This window comes from Microcoleus anatoxicus (assembly GCF_042465725.1).
Lineage (GTDB): Bacteria > Cyanobacteriota > Cyanobacteriia > Cyanobacteriales > Microcoleaceae > Microcoleus > Microcoleus anatoxicus.
The window spans coordinates 6,592,846-6,607,500 of the sequence record NZ_CP120853.1 but is presented as its reverse complement, the minus strand read 5'-3'; the positions used below and the strand labels follow the sequence as shown (position 1 = coordinate 6,607,500).

Below are 14,655 nucleotides of genomic sequence, written 5' to 3'. Positions count from 1 at the left end.
CAATTACTTTTTTTAGAGTCAGGACTTATGCTATGCAAGAAGTTAAAATTTACAGTAAAATTCCTCCTCTCTAAATTATATTTGCGCCGTTCAACCTCAAATCTCGAACCATCCAGGAAGTAAATAAACACTTCGTGCTGGCTTCGCCCACGAGTAGGTCAAAATCGCTAGGAGTAGTGACAGCACAAGAAATTCATCAAACTTGAGTATAAAATCTACATACACCTCAGCTTATCTATAGTAGTAAGGTGGGATGTGTACGGCATCTTACGACTACAGACCAGCTCATTAAGTCTACTGAGTAAGTTGCAGCCTCAAACTTCTCAAGTCCGGGCTGGTCGATCGAGATTCGAGGCGGGGCGGGTTTTGGATCGCAAGTGCTGCTTAAATGCCGAGCTTGCGCTAAAGTTGTGAAAGATTAAAGTTTATCGATCGCCTTTTATGCCTTACACTGCATCTACCCCAACAGACCCCAATCAAGCAAATATTCGTAATGCCGACTACCGCTTACTAGAGTTTAATAAGCTGACACCGATGATGCAGCGGTATGTGGAAGTCAAAGAACAATATCCCCACGCACTTTTATTATTTCGAGTCGGAGATTTTTTTGAGTGCTTTTTCCAAGATGCAGTGACGATTTCGCGGGAATTAGAGCTGGTTTGTACTAGCAAAGAAAGCGGCAAGGAAATTGGACGAGTGCCGATGACAGGAGTGCCACACCATGCACTCGATCGCTACACATCAATGTTAGTAGAAAAAGGCTATGCTGTAGTAGTTTGTGACCAAGTAGAAGATGCAGCGATCGCAGCTAGAGAAGGCCGTCAAGTCAAGCGCGAAATTACCAGAATTCTGACTCCCGGAACTTTGACTGATGACGGAATGCTCAAAGCCAGACAAAATAACTTTTTAGCAGCAATCGTTATAGCTGGAACCCATTGGGGATTGGCTTATACAGATATTTCAACGGGAGAATTTCTGACTACACAGGCAGATAGTTTAGAACAATTAAATCTAGAATTATTGCGTTTGCAACCGTCGGAAGTGCTAGTACCAACTAATGCTCCCGATTTGGTGACTATGTTGAGACCAGGAGAAAAATCCGATGGTTTGCCAGAGTGTTTACCGAGTTCATTTTGCTATTCTTTGCGATCGCAAATTCCCTTTACTTTGGGAGAAGCTAAACAGAGAATCCTGCAAAAGTTCAAAGTGCGATCGCTCGAAGGTATGGGGTGTGGACAGCTTGCCCTAGCAGTGCGCGCCGCCGGGGGTTTACTGCAATATCTCGAAGAAACTCAAAAAGGAAATGCAGTCCCTTTGCAAGTATTACACACTTATACTATCACGGATTTTCTCACACTAGACTATCAAACCCGTCGCAATCTCGAAATTACTCAAACTGTGAGAGATGGGGTTTTTCATGGTTCTTTGCTGTGGGCGATAGACAAAACTAGCACTGCAATGGGAGGTCGGGCTTTACGGCGGTGGGTGCTGCAACCTTTACTGAATATTAAAGGCATTTGCGCGCGACATGACACGATTCAAGAATTAGTAGAAGATAACTACCTGCGCCAAGATTTGCAGCAGTTATTACGCCAAATGTACGACATAGAAAGACTGACTGGCCGCGCTGGTTCTGGAACAGCTAGCCCGCGAGATTTAGTCGCTTTAGGTGATTCTTTGGCAAAATTGCCGGAATTAGGTGCGATCGCAGCCCAAGGTCGATCGCCCTATCTGAAAGCACTGCAAAATGTGCCGCCAATTTTAGCAGAATTAGCAACTAAAATTCACGCTCATTTAGTTGACGAACCACCCATTCATTTAAAAGAAGGAGGGTTAATTCGTTCTGGGATTAATTCTCTACTAGATGAAATGCGGCAAACTGCATCAGCCGATCAGGAGTGGATTGCTCATTTAGAGGCAAATGAAAGAAAACGCACGGGAATTTCTAATTTAAAAGTAGGTTACAATAAAGCTTTCGGGTATTATATCAGCATTACAAAATCGAAAGTAGACCAAGTACCAAATGACTACACGCGCAAACAAACTCTCACTAATGAAGAACGCTACAGCACAGAAGAATTAAAACAAAGAGAAGTACGAATTCTGACAGCGCGGGAAGATTTAAATCAACTAGAATATGATATTTTTGCTCAAGTGCGCGCCGAGGTAGGAGAACACGCCGAAATTATTCGCAATGTTTCCCGCGCCGTGGCCGCGGCCGACGTTTTGTGTGGTTTGGCAGAAGTAGCTGTTTATCAGAATTACTGTCGTCCAAATATGGTTGAAAGTCGGGAAATTAAAATTATTGAAGGTTGTCATCCGGTGGTCGAAAAGTCTTTACCTCCGGGCTTTTTCGTACCTAATTCGGCTTTTTTGGGTCGGGAAGCAGCGCTAAATAGACCAGATTTAATTATTTTAACTGGACCGAATGCTAGTGGCAAAAGTTGTTATTTGCGGCAGGTGGGTTTGATTCAGTTGATGGCGCAGATGGGGAGTTTTGTGCCGGCGAAGGCTGCTACTTTGGGAATTTGCGATCGCATTTTTACCCGCGTCGGCGCGGTGGATGATTTGGCAACAGGTCAGTCTACCTTTATGGTAGAAATGAATGAAACGGCAAATATTCTCAACCATGCGACACCAAAATCATTGGTTTTGTTAGATGAAATTGGGAGGGGAACAGCGACTTTTGACGGACTTTCGATTGCTTGGTCTGTGGCCGAATATTTAGCAAGCGAAATTCGAGCTAGAACAATTTTTGCAACGCACTATCACGAATTGAATGAGTTAGCTTCTATTTTAAATAATGTAGCAAATTATCAAGTTACTGTCAAGGAATTGCCCGATCAAATAGTATTTTTGCACCAAGTTCAGCCTGGAGGTGCTGATAAGTCTTATGGGATTGAAGCGGGGAGATTAGCTGGTTTACCAACCTCGGTAATTGAGAGAGCAAGACAGGTGATGAAGCAGATTGAGAAACATAGTAAAATTGCTATAGGGCTGCGGAAAGGAGTTAAAAAAGAGGGAAAAGAAGAGGCTGATAGCGAACAATTGGATATTTTTGATACTTGAGATTTTACCTAAAACTTGTTTGTAAACAAGTAGGGTGCGTCAGAGGATAAAAACCTGTTTAAATCAAAATAATCAAAGTCTGATCTAAATTTCGGTTGCACCGTCAGGCAATAATCGAGGGTCCATCCCAATTTTGGAGGGGATCTCGCATTCCGGCAGTAAGTCTCTGCTTATAACTAATAAATTATCTACCGGAATGCTTTGCCGCTACGGATATATTTGCAAAAATGGGATGCTGGAAATATCTAGCGACAGGTGCGATATTTGATGTGATAAACCAAACCACGGTGAGCCAGATCGAAGGAGTCAACGGTGGCCGTACCAGCACCACTGGCAGTCATCGCAGCATTGACTCTCATGTTGATGCTGTCACCACAACGAGACCAAACATCTGCTACAGTGGCTAAGCTATCTCGAACGTTATAGTTCGTTTCCCCGTTAAAATTCCGGGAAAAAATTGGGCCTCGGCTGCCTGCAAAAAAGTATTCTGCTCTTAAGTTGGCGCTAGTTTTTGGTGCGATATAACCACGATAATCAGCATCGTAGAGAGAAATTTGGAAACCTTGAGGTACTTTGATGGGAATACTGAGATTGCAGCTTTTGCGTTTTTCTGCTGAGACATTTCCCTGGGCTACAAACTTATCAAATAGAATGGTTAGTTCTTGACCATCGGGGCTGACACTGACACTGGCGGATCTGTCGGGACAACCACTACCACCATAGCTTGCACCTAAGATTTGCACTTTTTCCTGGGCCAAGGCGGAGCTAATGGAAGCAGACATTAATGTGGTGGCCAGTAAGAGTTTTAAAAACTTCATGGAATTTCTCCTAGATCAATTTTGATCTATTAATTTGGGTGTGAAAAACACTCCGTTTGATTGATGAATCAAAATTTAGGTAAACCCTGTTTCATGAGGAGATTACAAGTTTTTTCTTGTGAACTCAAAAGTTCAGAACGTCTATCTACTGAGCTATTCGATCTTACCTTGCTCAGTGGTTTTTGGATGAGTGCGGTCGCTCAATAAATATTTATTCTTTGCTGATACTTTCTAAGATTCATTTCATCTAAATAAAGTTCCGGAAGATTCCAGACAAAAGGTCTACTTTTCCTGGAAAACAAGAACCTAGGAAGCAGAGAACTTTCTGAGTGTTGAGTCTGTCTTTGAGCGGGGGAAATTTTCTGACAATTTTTGAGAGGAATAGGGCTGGATTCTACTGGGAATAGGAGACGGAGGCGATCGCCTAGGAAGCACAGAATTCTCTTGTTGTGGAGTCTGGGGTTGGCGGTAATATTTTTTGTAAACTTAAAATTAAATGTTGCTAAATATTAATAATCAAAAATCCTCTAGTATTAAAGCCAGACCAATTAATTGACGAGCTTGTTTTTTTGCTTGTGCATATTTTATGACTGGTTAAAAAATGATTATCTGCTGTATACACAAATACATTCATTTAACTATCAGTAGATTAACATAAGTCTTGGTTTGATAATATTTTAGAACCTAAATTGTCATCATCAAACATCAGCTAAAACCTATGGTAGGCAGAGATTGCAGGAAGTTTTAAAGTTAGATTCGTAAATTGCATTCTCTAGATGTATTTACTGCATTTTGTGATAAAATTATATGTATTTAATAGAAGTAATTCCTGCAATTAGTTAATAGAATAGAGATACGATCCTAACCATTGACGATCGACTACTAACATTTTCTGGACGAGGAAAAAAAACATGGATACTACCGTAGAAAAAAAAGCCCCACCTCAGCCTGTTGAGCAAGTTAAAATTAAAACCACGAACAGTTTAGAGTTTGAGCTTTGGGCTAAAGCCGTCAAACGCCAGATGATTGCAGCACTCTCTAAAAAGAGCGAAAGCTAAGAGTTCAGGGGCTTTTGTGTGCGAGTTTTGTAAATTGAGTTAAGAAAATAGTTGTTTGTGTTGTTGTCCCAGAAGGGAAGGGGAGAGTGGAAGAGTGGGAGAGGGGGAGAATTGATACTTCTGGCTTCTGGCTTCTGCCTTCTACCTTCTAGCTTCTGTCTGCGATTTTTCATTGGTTAAGAACCCTTCTCAACTGCGGCAAGCAACCGTAGATTTCCGTCTTGAAGCTGCACAGCTTTCACCGTTCCCAAAGCGACTCTTTGTACACCGTTATTCATCGCCACCTCAATTTTAATTTTCGGATCGGCGAGTAAGCCGAGCCTACCCCACAACCACTTGACTTGAGTAGCAGGAAAAGATTTCAGTTCCATATCCAAAAAGGGCGAATTAACCCAGCGGTTCCCGTCGTAGAAACTGGCGACCTGTACCTGATACCAAACTTGTTTTTCTGTCAATTTTAACTGATTTTTAGGTTCTGGTTCCATCCATTCATTGGGATTAATAGTGCTAAGTAAAGTAGCCGAACCCATAATTTGACTTTTGTGCTGTTCTAAACTTTCAGCTAGGGAAACTGATTCGTCAAGTTTATTGACTAAATTCCGAATACGGTTCCTAGTTTCGCTGTCGGTATCTGATTGTTGATCGAGCCAATTCATGGCCTCGCGAGTCCCATCTTGAGCGGCGATAATGAGTGCGCCCCAAGCTTTGACATCTCCATCACTAGAATTCACTCTCAAGGCTGCGTCTACGCGATTCAAGAGTTTGCCATTGTCATTTTTGAGGGTTTTGGCAATTTCGTGACTGTTGCTAGGATCGGCTTCAAATACCTGCAAAGCTTCTCTCCAGCGACCGTCTATCAACTCTGCGAGAACTTGTTGACCGGGACTGGCCCAAGAGGCGATCGCCTGAGCCTTAGTAATTTTAGCATGAAATTCGATAGTATCTAGCTGAGCTTGGGCCAGAGTCGGCCAATTAGCACCGGCTTTTCCCTTAGCAATACGCATCACATTTAAAGCTGGAGACCACAGACCACTTTTGGCAAGTCGCAAACCATTTTTGTAGGTTTCGTCATTTAAAGCAAATTCTTCCAAAGAAATCGGGTTTAACTGAACAGGATTCGGGACAAATTTGCGCGGGCCAATTTGATAAAGAGTAAATTGGGGTTCCAAACCAACTGTTTGATCGATCGCCAATTGTGGAGACGAACCCTTAACAATTTGCTGCCAATTGGGCGGTTGTCCGGCGGCACTCACCCATTCCAAGAGCGAGATTAAATGATTTTGGCTGGGGTTGTAGCGAACCACCTGTCCGTAGGGAAGTTTTTTATCGCCCCGTACTAATTGACCGCTGACATTAAACCAAATTCCCGAAGTCGGTGCTTTGCCATTAAATCGGCGCAGTTCGGTTAAAGGTAGAGACTGATTCGAGCCAAGAGTATCTGACTTGGAGTCAGCTAAAGAAGCGAGTACAAAAGATTCTGCTGGACCTTCTACATTTACGGAACTGGTTAGTTGAAAATACTCGACTTTATCTGAATCTCGATCGGGAAGTTGCACGCGCTTGTATACCCGAAGTTCGACAATTTGACGACAAGGATTTTTGCAGGATGTTGTGGCGTTAACAGTCCTTTCCACCATCACAGGTAAAAGTAAATCAGAAATAGAAGGATCTGTGGAGTTATCGATAGGAAGTGGCAGAGGTTCTCCGGTGACAAATCCCAATTTACGGATGCTAGCTTGAATTTGATCCAGAGTTTGAATCGAATCTCTGGTGGCGAGGGGAAGCCGGGACCATTCCGGCACAAATTTAGCGATCCATTTGTTACCGTTGGGATCGACAATCAGTTGATAACTCAGCCATGCGCCCCCGCCCATCAAAGCAGCGAAGCCACACAACACGCTGAGGGCTGTGAAATTAGCGATCAGTCTTTTCCAGGGATATCTGGCGACGGATGTTGGGGTAGGAGTTTTTGATTTGGGGGTTTTAGATGGAGATTCTGGAGAATTTTGGGTGCGTCGGGCTTGGCGGCGGCGTCTGGTGGGGGGAACTTTGGCATTTTCTGGGGGTTTGGCTCGATTTTTGGAGGGGTTAATTTTGTGTTCCATCGTGAAATTTTAGGATTTAGATTTTAGAATTTATGCTTAAAATTGCCATAGACATTGCCGATAATTATTGTGGAATAGGTCTTACAGTCTATTAAGAACAGGCTTTTTGCTAGATGTCTAATAGTCGATCGTATTGCCGACCTATGGTATCCCAGGTGTATTGGGTTTCGATGTGCGATCGGGCATTTTGAGACAATTCGTGTCTTAGGTGTGGATTTTCATTTTGAGACAATTCGTGTCTTAGGTGTGGATTTTCAAACAAAGTGCTAATCGCTTCAACATACTCCTGAACTTCATTAGCGCGCAAGGCCAAGATCGGTTGTGACTCACCGCCGATGGCTAAACCTTCCAAACCTCGATCGCTTGCAACAATGGGTGTTCCAGCAGCCATCGCCTCCAAAGTTTTATTTTTTATCCCCAAACCAATTCGCATCGGGACTACACAAACAGTAGCCTGATGCAAATATTCTGCCACCTTTTGGACTCTGCCTAGAACTTGAATTCCTGGTAGTTTCCCCAAAGCCAAGACGGAGGGTACTGGGGAAGTTCCGACTAAGGTGAGGGTAGTATCGGGATAGCGTTGCTGTAGGATTGGTAAGATCTCCAAGCTCAAAAATCTGGCTGCGTCTATGTTGGGCAAATTGTTCATCGCCCCTGCAAAGATTAAGGTGTGTCCTCCCGGATCGATCGCCCGATGGGGAAATTCGACTAAATCAACTCCGTTGGGAATTACCTCAATGGTTGGCATTGAGAAATAGTCTATTCTTTTTTCCATGTTTCTAGGGGACAACAATTGGAGAAGTAGTTGCTTGTCTGTGGATGTGGTCGCCACAATGCGAGAGAATTTGGCACAGTAGCGTTTTTCATAGCGGGCTAGGAGGGGTAAATTAAGTCGATCGCGCAGGGGGTTTTCTGATGTGCCTGTTTCTAAAATTTGCTTACAAGTTCCCCAAACTGAACTGTGAATATTGACGACTGTCAGGAGTTTTTGTCGCCACTGTGGACGGACATAAATCTCGTTAACGCTGTGTTCGCAAGTAATAGCATCGCACTTCCCTGCTGTGACTAACTCATCTACCCAATTCTGCATGGCTGGCGAGTAGCTTGAGAGTACATTGGGAGGTGTCCCGGATTGCAAAAATCCAGCAAATCTGCCTAGTTTTCCCACGATTGCATAGAATCCCCCCTCAGTCCCCCCCCAGCTTCGGGGGGGTAGTCTTAGCCCCCCCTTGGTAAGGGGGGGTTGGGGGGGTATTTGGGGGTGGGGAAAAACGGCTAATTCTGCAACTTGCTGGCGCAATTGGTGAATTTGTGCATCGGTGACATCGGGCGATCGCAGTGTTCCGAGAATTACATGATGCCGCCGGCTCAAATATTTTAATAAATGAAATGTCCTTACCTGAGTTCCTCCGCGGCTTGGGGGATAGGGAAAAGTGGAGGAAAGCATTAAAATCTGCATGGAATGTTGTACAAACAGGACTTAGGCAAAAATCCGTTTTCTGAGCCTAACTATGTCATTTTAGGTGGATAACGATGGCTAGGAACCAGCTATTTGGGTTGATAGTGCATCCACTACTCATAAATAAAGTTACCGCCAAGCGATAAGATTGATTAATAAAACCTGTTTAACAATTTTCGCACCTATGGACGAATTATCTGTTAAGGCGCTGCTGGAAGATTTGAAAAACTCCGACGAAAGGGTACGCGATCGCGCGACTACAGAACTCTGGCGCTGTTGGTTTCACCAGAAGGGAGAGTATGGGATGCAAATTCTCAGGCGATCGCAAGTTTCCCTGGATGCGGGTGATGTTCGCCACGCTTTAGATTTGTTAACCAAACTGATTTCTCAAGAACCTGATTTTGCGGAAGCTTGGAATCGGCGCGCCGTACTTCACTATACCCAAGGAAATTATAAAAAGTCGCTCCAAGACTGCTCCACGGTCCTCAAACTCAACCCAATTCATTTTGGAGCTTTGCACGGGCGGGGTTTGTGCTACGCTGCTTTGGGAGAATACATAAATGCAATTCAAGCTTTTCGTTGCGCTTTAGAAATTCAACCTTTTGCGTTGGTCAATCAAAAGTTAATTTTGGAATGTACGGCTCGTTTGAGTTAAAATACATTCACCTAAAATGTGATAGCAACCTTCTCGGCAGTTAGGATATTCTGAATCACTGAAACTATGACAGTGGCTGTATTTTCCTTATTGCTTCTTTTTTCCTTCTTCACATCGCTCTTGTGCTATATAAGTTTGTGCCCAAAATTAGCGTTTGTATTCCTACTTACAATCGAGTGCATTTGCTGGCTGGTGCGATCGCCAGCGTGCTAGCTCAAACTTATACAGATTTTGAATTAATTGTCTGCGATGATGGTTCTACTGACAGCACAGCGCTGTTGATGTCGGAATTTGTAGATGAAGGGATTAGCTACATTCGTCACCCGCATCATATTGGTAAAAGCAATAATATGCGATCGGGCTTTGCGGCGCATCGGGGTGAATATTTTATTAAATTTGACGATGACGATCGCCTGAGTCCACAATTTTTGGAACGGACATCTGCTATTTTAGATAAAGACCCCAGCATTGATTTTGTCAGTACGGATCACTGGGTGATTGACATTAATAATCACATTGATGAAATCCAGACTAAACTGAATTCGCAAAGATGGGGCCGCAGTTCGTTGTCGGCGGGAATTATTGAAGATTTGCTGACAACAGTTTTTGTGAAACAAAGTTTGCAAATAGGGGCCACTTTGTTTCGCCGGACTGCGTTGGAAGAGGTAGGATTTCTGCGGCCAAATTGGCAAAATTGTGAAGATAACGATTTGTTTGTCAGACTTGCTATCGCTGGGAAAAAATGCTATTATTTGCCGGAACTTTTGATGGAATATCGATTTCATGCCGAACAGCAAGGGAGCGATCGGGCTATTCCCTATTTGACTGATAAATTGCGCTATTTGACCAGTTACGAGTTTGATGAGGACAAGTTGGAAACGGTCAGGCTCAGAAGGATTGCAGAAACTCAATTAGCGCTGGGTTTGCGACTGATTGAGGTGGGTGAAACTGAGAAAGGGCGGGGGATGGTGCGATCGGGGAAGTCGGTTTCTGAGGCTAAAATGTGGGCTGGTTTGGCGCTGTCGCTGTTGCCTATGAAGTTGCGGGGAAGGGCTTTTGCTGCTGTGCGAGATTTGGTGAATAGTGCTGAATTCTGAATTTTAAGATTAAGAAATTATGTTATGATATTGATAGACTAAAGCTAAGGTCTGTAGTTTGAATAGGAGAAATCGCCATGCAGATACCAGAAAATCCCAGCAATGATGACATCAGAGAATCATTAATTCAGCTCAGGGAAGAATTAGGCAAGGTCAGGGAAGAATTAGGTCAGAAGGTCGATCGCCTGGAATACAAGTTTGACGCATATCAGAAAGGAACTGATGGTATGGTGAGGATGGCTACGACTATTATTATTGCTACTGCTTCCGTCGTTGTTTTGTCTAGCCTTAGTCCCGCAGTCGCAGCCATAGTGACAGCATTGTCAGCGGGAAACGGACAGTAATAATTAGACATCAAATCGCTTGACATTCTACAAAGGCGATCGCAAACTCTTTCACAAGACTCCAGACTCTAATTGGTCTAGATATATAAATTCAGGAGCTTTAACTCCCGCTTCCTCTCTAATTTTAACCAGTTTAGGCGACTCAAAAAATGCCCGAGCATCTACGATTGATGTCCAGGCGGAAAAATGAACAATTTTGTTGGGTTTATTTTCATATTTCAAGACTTGATACGATCGCTCTCCAGCTTCTTTTCGGATAATTGCAGCACGATCGAATACAGATTTCCAAGCTTCATAGTTTTCTACTTCATGAATAATTAATACATACTGCATAGCAATCACATCCCGATCGACTAGCTAGACTTTACCACGAGGGGGACTACTTAAGCACTTAAAGAAGTCGGGAATCTAATACCGCGTTTTACGTTTAAAGTAGTACACAGTGCCCAATCTAAGTTTTTCCTAAATATCGTGTCTATAGTTGCTGAAATTCCGACTGTGTGGCTGCAAATTTCCCTCGTGGGGATTTGGTTGGGCTTGATTTTACTGGTGGCTGAAGGGTTAAATCGCTTTACTTCCGTCGATCCAGAAGTTTCCCGGAAGGTGGTGCACATCGGTACGGGGAATGTGATTTTGTTGGCTTGGTGGCTGGAAATACCTGGTTGGGTGGGAATAACGGCGGGAATTTTAGCCGCAGCGATCGCCCTAATTTCCTACCAAGTGCCGATTTTACCTAGTCTCAACAGTATCAATCGGCAAAGTTGGGGTACTTTTTTTTATGCTGTTACTATCAGCATTCTGGTGGCTTGGTTTTGGCCACTGCAACATCAGGAATATGCTGCTTTGGGCATTTTGGTGATGACTTGGGGGGACGGATTGGCTGCTGTCATTGGCCAGAAATATGGGCAACATATTTATCGAGTTTGGGGAATGAAGAAAAGTTGGGAAGGTTCTGCAACGATGTATTTGGTGAGTTTTGTTGTCAGCAGTTTGATTTTGCTGGTGGTTCAAGGTAATGTTTGGCAAACTTGGGCAGTATCTGCGATTGTGGCTTTGGTTGCTGCTAGTTTGGAGTCGGTTTCTAAGTGGGGAATTGATAATTTGACAGTGCCGATCGGCAGTGCTGCGATCGCCTTTTTTCTAAATCAGTTTTGGGTAATTGGTAATTTGTAATTAATCATTACTTAGAACCCCGAATTTTTACATAATTCGGGGTTCTGGATGTATTGATTAAAAATTACCGTTGTTGTTGGAGTTGTGTGAGGCGATCGCCTATCTGCCGTTACACAGAGGGTTTTTGCCGATCGCGAAGGAAACTGCCTAAATGACGGTTGATTATTCCCGCTTAGAGCTTTTGGAAGACTTACCCTCAAAAGGTTGAACGCCACTATTGGGATAGTTGTCATCGCTGGGGCTAAAAAGTCGCAAAGCTGCTTCCGAAACGTAACGCATTGCGTTTGTCAAAGACTTAGAAAGATTCATAAAATTCGCCTCTCTCGTCTGGGTTCTGATACTTTATACATTACTCTGATTTTTTGCCTGGGGATTGCTTTAGCAATATTTATTTGAATTACTTATTAGTCCGCAACTATTGCAGCAAGCTGAAGGAAGAAGAACCCCCCCCAGCCCCCCCCAAGGGGGGAAGGAAGAAGTCGCCTACTTGGGCGGAAGGAAGAAGAACCCCCCCCAGCCCCCCCAAGGGGGGAAGGAAGAAGTCGCCTACTTGGGCGGAAGGAAGAAGAACCCCCCCCAGCCCCCCCCAAGGGGGGAAGGAAGAAGTCGCCTCCTTGGGCGGAAGGAAGAAGAACCCCCCCCAGCCCCCCCAAGGGGGGAAGGAAGAAGTCGCCTACTTGGGCGGAAGGAAGAAGAACCCCCCCCAGCCCCCCCCAAGGGGGGAAGGAAGAAGTCGCCTCCTTGGGCGGAAGGAAGAAGAACCCCCCCCCAGCCCCCCCCAAGGGGGGAAGGAAGAAGTCGCCTACTTGGGCGGAAGGAAGAAGAACCCCCCCCAGCCCCCCCCAAGGGGGGAAGGAAGAAGTCGCCTACTTGGGCGGAAGGAAGAAGAACCCCCCCCAGCCCCCCCAAGGGGGGAAGGAAGAAGTCGCCTACTTGGGCGGAAGGAAGAAGAACCCCCCCCCAGCCCCCCCCAAGGGGGGAAGGAAGAAGTCGCCTCCTTGGGCGGAAGGAAGAAGAACCCCCCCCAGCCCCCCCCAAGGGGGGAAGGAAGAAGTCGCCTCCTTGGGCGGAAGGAAGAAGAACCCCCCCCAGCCCCCCCCAAGGGGGGAAGGAAGAAGTCGCCTCCTTGGGCGGAAGGAAGAAGTCGGCATCCCAGTTTTTTGGTCAAAAACCCGGTTTTTGGGCTCTAATTGACAAACTGCGGGATAATTTTTATTAATCTTACCATAACACTCATCGGTCAATCCACAGGCAATTAGGCATTACAGAGTTATAAAAAGGAAATTTTCAGACCTAAATTTAAAATCTTAATCAAAAATTTATATAAAATATGGTATTTATTACTATAATTAACAAAAGGAGTTTGCCGGGGTTCTACCATGAAAACTGCCACAGAAAGCTTGCACCATCAAAGTTTTGCCCAAATCCAAGAAGACCAAGAACTGTGTCTTTCCTCAGAAGATTACAGCTTACTGACCGACCTCTACCAGCTAACGATGACGGCTTGTTACGTCGGGGAAGGGATCGACGGGCGAGTCGCGAGTTTTGAATTATTCGCGCGGCGCTTACCAGAAGGTTTTGGCTATGCGATCGCCATGGGCTTGGCTCAAGTTCTCGATTATCTGGAGAAATTTCAGTTTTCAGCCTCGCAAATAGCGGCTTTGCAGTCCACTGGGATTTTTGCTGATGCGCCCGATCGATTCTGGACTCTACTCGCCACAGCCCGCTTTACTGGCGATGTCTGGGCGGTGCCGGAGGGGACGGCGGTATTTGCCAATGAGCCATTGCTGCGAATCGAGGCTCCTCTGTGGGAGGCTCAGTTGGTGGAAACTTATTTGCTCAATGTCATAAATTATCAAACTTTGATTGCGACGCGATCGGCCAGATTGCGCGATGTGGCTGGCCCTGATGCTAAGTTGCTGGAATTTGGGACGCGCAGGGCTTTTGGCCCTCAAGCTGCTGTGTGGGCGGCTAGGGCGGCTCTGGCTGCGGGGATTGATGGGACTTCTAATGTTTTGGCTGCTTTGAGGTTGGGCCGCAAACCAGTCGGTACAATGGCTCATGCTTTGGTGATGGCTGTAAGTGCCCTCGAAGGCAGTGAAGAGCAGGCGTTTACGGCGTTTCACCGCTATTTTCCCGGTGCGCCGTTGTTAATCGATACCTATGATACTGTAGCGGCGGCGCGCCTGTTGGCCGATCGCGTCAACAGCGGTGAAATAGTGTTAGAAGGGGTGCGGCTGGATTCTGGGGATTTGGTGAAATTGTCGCGGGAAGTGCGATCGATCCTGCGGGGAGTTCCAATTATTGCCAGCGGCGATCTGGACGAGGCGGAAATTGCTAAATTAAAAAATGCCGGCGCTTGCATTGACGGATACGGTTTGGGAACGAAGTTGGTCAGCGGTTCCCCTGTGAATGGTGTTTATAAATTGGTGGAAATTGACGGAATTCCAGTGATGAAGGAGGCAAGTGGCAAAGTGACATATCCGGGACGGAAGCAAATTTTTAGACAGATTAAAGATGGGCAAATTCTCGGAGATTGTTTGGGATTGTCTGAGGAAAAACCTCAGAATTATGATGCTTATATAACATTAATGAAGTTGGTTGTCAAGGAAGGAAAACGATTGTATGGTCAAGATAGTTTAGAGGCGATCGCAAAACGCACAGCCGCTTCTGTCGCCAGTCTGCCCGCTGCAAGTCGCCAACTAAATAACCCGATTTCGCCACCTGTAGAAATTTCTACAGATTTGCAAAATCTCACCAATCAAACACGACAAATAACCAATAAAAAATAACCAATAACAAATAACAAATAACAAATCCCCAATTCCCAATTCCCAATTCCCAATTCCCAATTCCCAATTCCCAATTCCCAATTCC

General features: G+C 44.9%; 13 protein-coding genes. 8 read left to right on the top strand and 5 right to left on the bottom strand.

What is annotated here, in order from left to right:
* The first annotated feature begins 441 nt into the window (after positions 1 to 441).
* On the top strand, positions 442 to 3,069 hold the full coding sequence (gene mutS, locus P2A85_RS28705) for a DNA mismatch repair protein MutS (RefSeq protein WP_377476863.1): 2,628 nt from the start codon (positions 442 to 444) through the stop codon (positions 3,067 to 3,069).
* Between the two features lie 245 nt (positions 3,070 to 3,314).
* Here the strand turns inward: mutS and P2A85_RS28700 are convergent, their stop codons facing one another.
* Positions 3,315 to 3,887, bottom strand: a complete 573-nt coding sequence (locus tag P2A85_RS28700; RefSeq protein ID WP_340525307.1) for a DUF4360 domain-containing protein — start codon at positions 3,885 to 3,887, stop codon at positions 3,315 to 3,317.
* Positions 3,888 to 4,798: 911 nt separating this feature from the next.
* On the opposite strand from P2A85_RS28700, the gene P2A85_RS28695 reads away from it, so the two are divergent.
* On the top strand, positions 4,799 to 4,945 hold the full coding sequence (locus P2A85_RS28695; protein WP_341734867.1) for a hypothetical protein: 147 nt from the start codon (positions 4,799 to 4,801) through the stop codon (positions 4,943 to 4,945).
* A 176-nt stretch (positions 4,946 to 5,121) separates the two neighbouring features.
* Here the strand turns inward: P2A85_RS28695 and P2A85_RS28690 are convergent, their stop codons facing one another.
* Both P2A85_RS28690 and P2A85_RS28685 read right to left on the bottom strand, forming a co-directional pair.
* The gene (locus P2A85_RS28690; RefSeq protein WP_377476860.1) at positions 5,122 to 7,050 is read right to left on the bottom strand and encodes a hypothetical protein; all 1,929 of its coding nucleotides are present in this window, start codon (positions 7,048 to 7,050) and stop codon (positions 5,122 to 5,124) included.
* A gap of 109 nt (positions 7,051 to 7,159) precedes the next feature.
* Positions 7,160 to 8,509, bottom strand: a complete 1,350-nt coding sequence (locus tag P2A85_RS28685) for a glycosyltransferase family 4 protein (RefSeq protein WP_377476859.1) — start codon at positions 8,507 to 8,509, stop codon at positions 7,160 to 7,162.
* 184 nt (positions 8,510 to 8,693) lie between these two features.
* On the opposite strand from P2A85_RS28685, the gene P2A85_RS28680 reads away from it, so the two are divergent.
* From P2A85_RS28680 to P2A85_RS28670, 3 genes are all read left to right on the top strand, one after another.
* On the top strand, positions 8,694 to 9,164 hold the full coding sequence (locus P2A85_RS28680) for a tetratricopeptide repeat protein (RefSeq protein WP_377476858.1): 471 nt from the start codon (positions 8,694 to 8,696) through the stop codon (positions 9,162 to 9,164).
* Positions 9,165 to 9,301: 137 nt separating this feature from the next.
* A complete protein-coding gene (locus P2A85_RS28675) occupies positions 9,302 to 10,261 on the top strand; it encodes a glycosyltransferase family 2 protein (RefSeq protein ID WP_377476857.1) in 960 nt (319 codons plus the stop codon).
* A 77-nt stretch (positions 10,262 to 10,338) separates the two neighbouring features.
* A complete protein-coding gene (locus tag P2A85_RS28670; RefSeq protein WP_341734872.1) occupies positions 10,339 to 10,605 on the top strand; it encodes a hypothetical protein in 267 nt (88 codons plus the stop codon).
* Between the two features lie 51 nt (positions 10,606 to 10,656).
* On the opposite strand, the gene P2A85_RS28665 is transcribed toward P2A85_RS28670, so the two are convergent.
* Positions 10,657 to 10,938 carry an antibiotic biosynthesis monooxygenase gene (locus P2A85_RS28665; protein WP_377476855.1) on the bottom strand — a complete coding sequence of 94 codons (282 nt, stop codon included), beginning with the start codon at positions 10,936 to 10,938 and terminating at the stop codon, positions 10,657 to 10,659.
* A 138-nt stretch (positions 10,939 to 11,076) separates the two neighbouring features.
* Between P2A85_RS28665 and P2A85_RS28660 the strand changes: the two genes are divergently transcribed.
* Complete coding sequence (locus P2A85_RS28660) at positions 11,077 to 11,778, top strand: diacylglycerol/polyprenol kinase family protein (protein ID WP_377476854.1); 702 nt, start codon at positions 11,077 to 11,079, stop codon at positions 11,776 to 11,778.
* Between the two features lie 162 nt (positions 11,779 to 11,940).
* On the opposite strand, the gene P2A85_RS28655 is transcribed toward P2A85_RS28660, so the two are convergent.
* Positions 11,941 to 12,087: an isochorismate synthase gene (locus tag P2A85_RS28655; RefSeq protein WP_340522099.1), complete on the bottom strand. Its 147-nt coding sequence runs from the start codon at positions 12,085 to 12,087 to the stop codon at positions 11,941 to 11,943.
* A gap of 83 nt (positions 12,088 to 12,170) precedes the next feature.
* On the opposite strand from P2A85_RS28655, the gene P2A85_RS28650 reads away from it, so the two are divergent.
* Complete coding sequence (locus tag P2A85_RS28650) at positions 12,171 to 12,968, top strand: hypothetical protein (protein ID WP_377476852.1); 798 nt, start codon at positions 12,171 to 12,173, stop codon at positions 12,966 to 12,968.
* Between the two features lie 189 nt (positions 12,969 to 13,157).
* A complete protein-coding gene (locus tag P2A85_RS28645; RefSeq protein ID WP_377476851.1) occupies positions 13,158 to 14,570 on the top strand; it encodes a nicotinate phosphoribosyltransferase in 1,413 nt (470 codons plus the stop codon).
* The last annotated feature ends 85 nt before the right edge of the window (positions 14,571 to 14,655 follow it).

What these genes read in the sequence shown, in the direction of transcription:
- P2A85_RS28700 (WP_340525307.1), bottom strand. Translation starts at nt 3,887, where the DNA reads ATGAAGTTTTTAAAACTCTTACTGGCCACCACATTAATGTCTGCTTCC.
- P2A85_RS28665 (WP_377476855.1), bottom strand. Translation starts at nt 10,938, where the DNA reads ATGCAGTATGTATTAATTATTCATGAAGTAGAAAACTATGAAGCTTGG.
- P2A85_RS28695 (WP_341734867.1), top strand. Translation starts at nt 4,799, where the DNA reads ATGGATACTACCGTAGAAAAAAAAGCCCCACCTCAGCCTGTTGAGCAA.
- P2A85_RS28670 (WP_341734872.1), top strand. Translation starts at nt 10,339, where the DNA reads ATGCAGATACCAGAAAATCCCAGCAATGATGACATCAGAGAATCATTA.
- P2A85_RS28645 (WP_377476851.1), top strand. Translation starts at nt 13,158, where the DNA reads ATGAAAACTGCCACAGAAAGCTTGCACCATCAAAGTTTTGCCCAAATC.
- P2A85_RS28690 (WP_377476860.1), bottom strand. Translation starts at nt 7,050, where the DNA reads ATGGAACACAAAATTAACCCCTCCAAAAATCGAGCCAAACCCCCAGAA.
- P2A85_RS28680 (WP_377476858.1), top strand. Translation starts at nt 8,694, where the DNA reads ATGGACGAATTATCTGTTAAGGCGCTGCTGGAAGATTTGAAAAACTCC.
- P2A85_RS28655 (WP_340522099.1), bottom strand. Translation starts at nt 12,087, where the DNA reads ATGAATCTTTCTAAGTCTTTGACAAACGCAATGCGTTACGTTTCGGAA.
- P2A85_RS28685 (WP_377476859.1), bottom strand. Translation starts at nt 8,509, where the DNA reads ATGCAGATTTTAATGCTTTCCTCCACTTTTCCCTATCCCCCAAGCCGC.
- mutS (WP_377476863.1), top strand. Translation starts at nt 442, where the DNA reads ATGCCTTACACTGCATCTACCCCAACAGACCCCAATCAAGCAAATATT.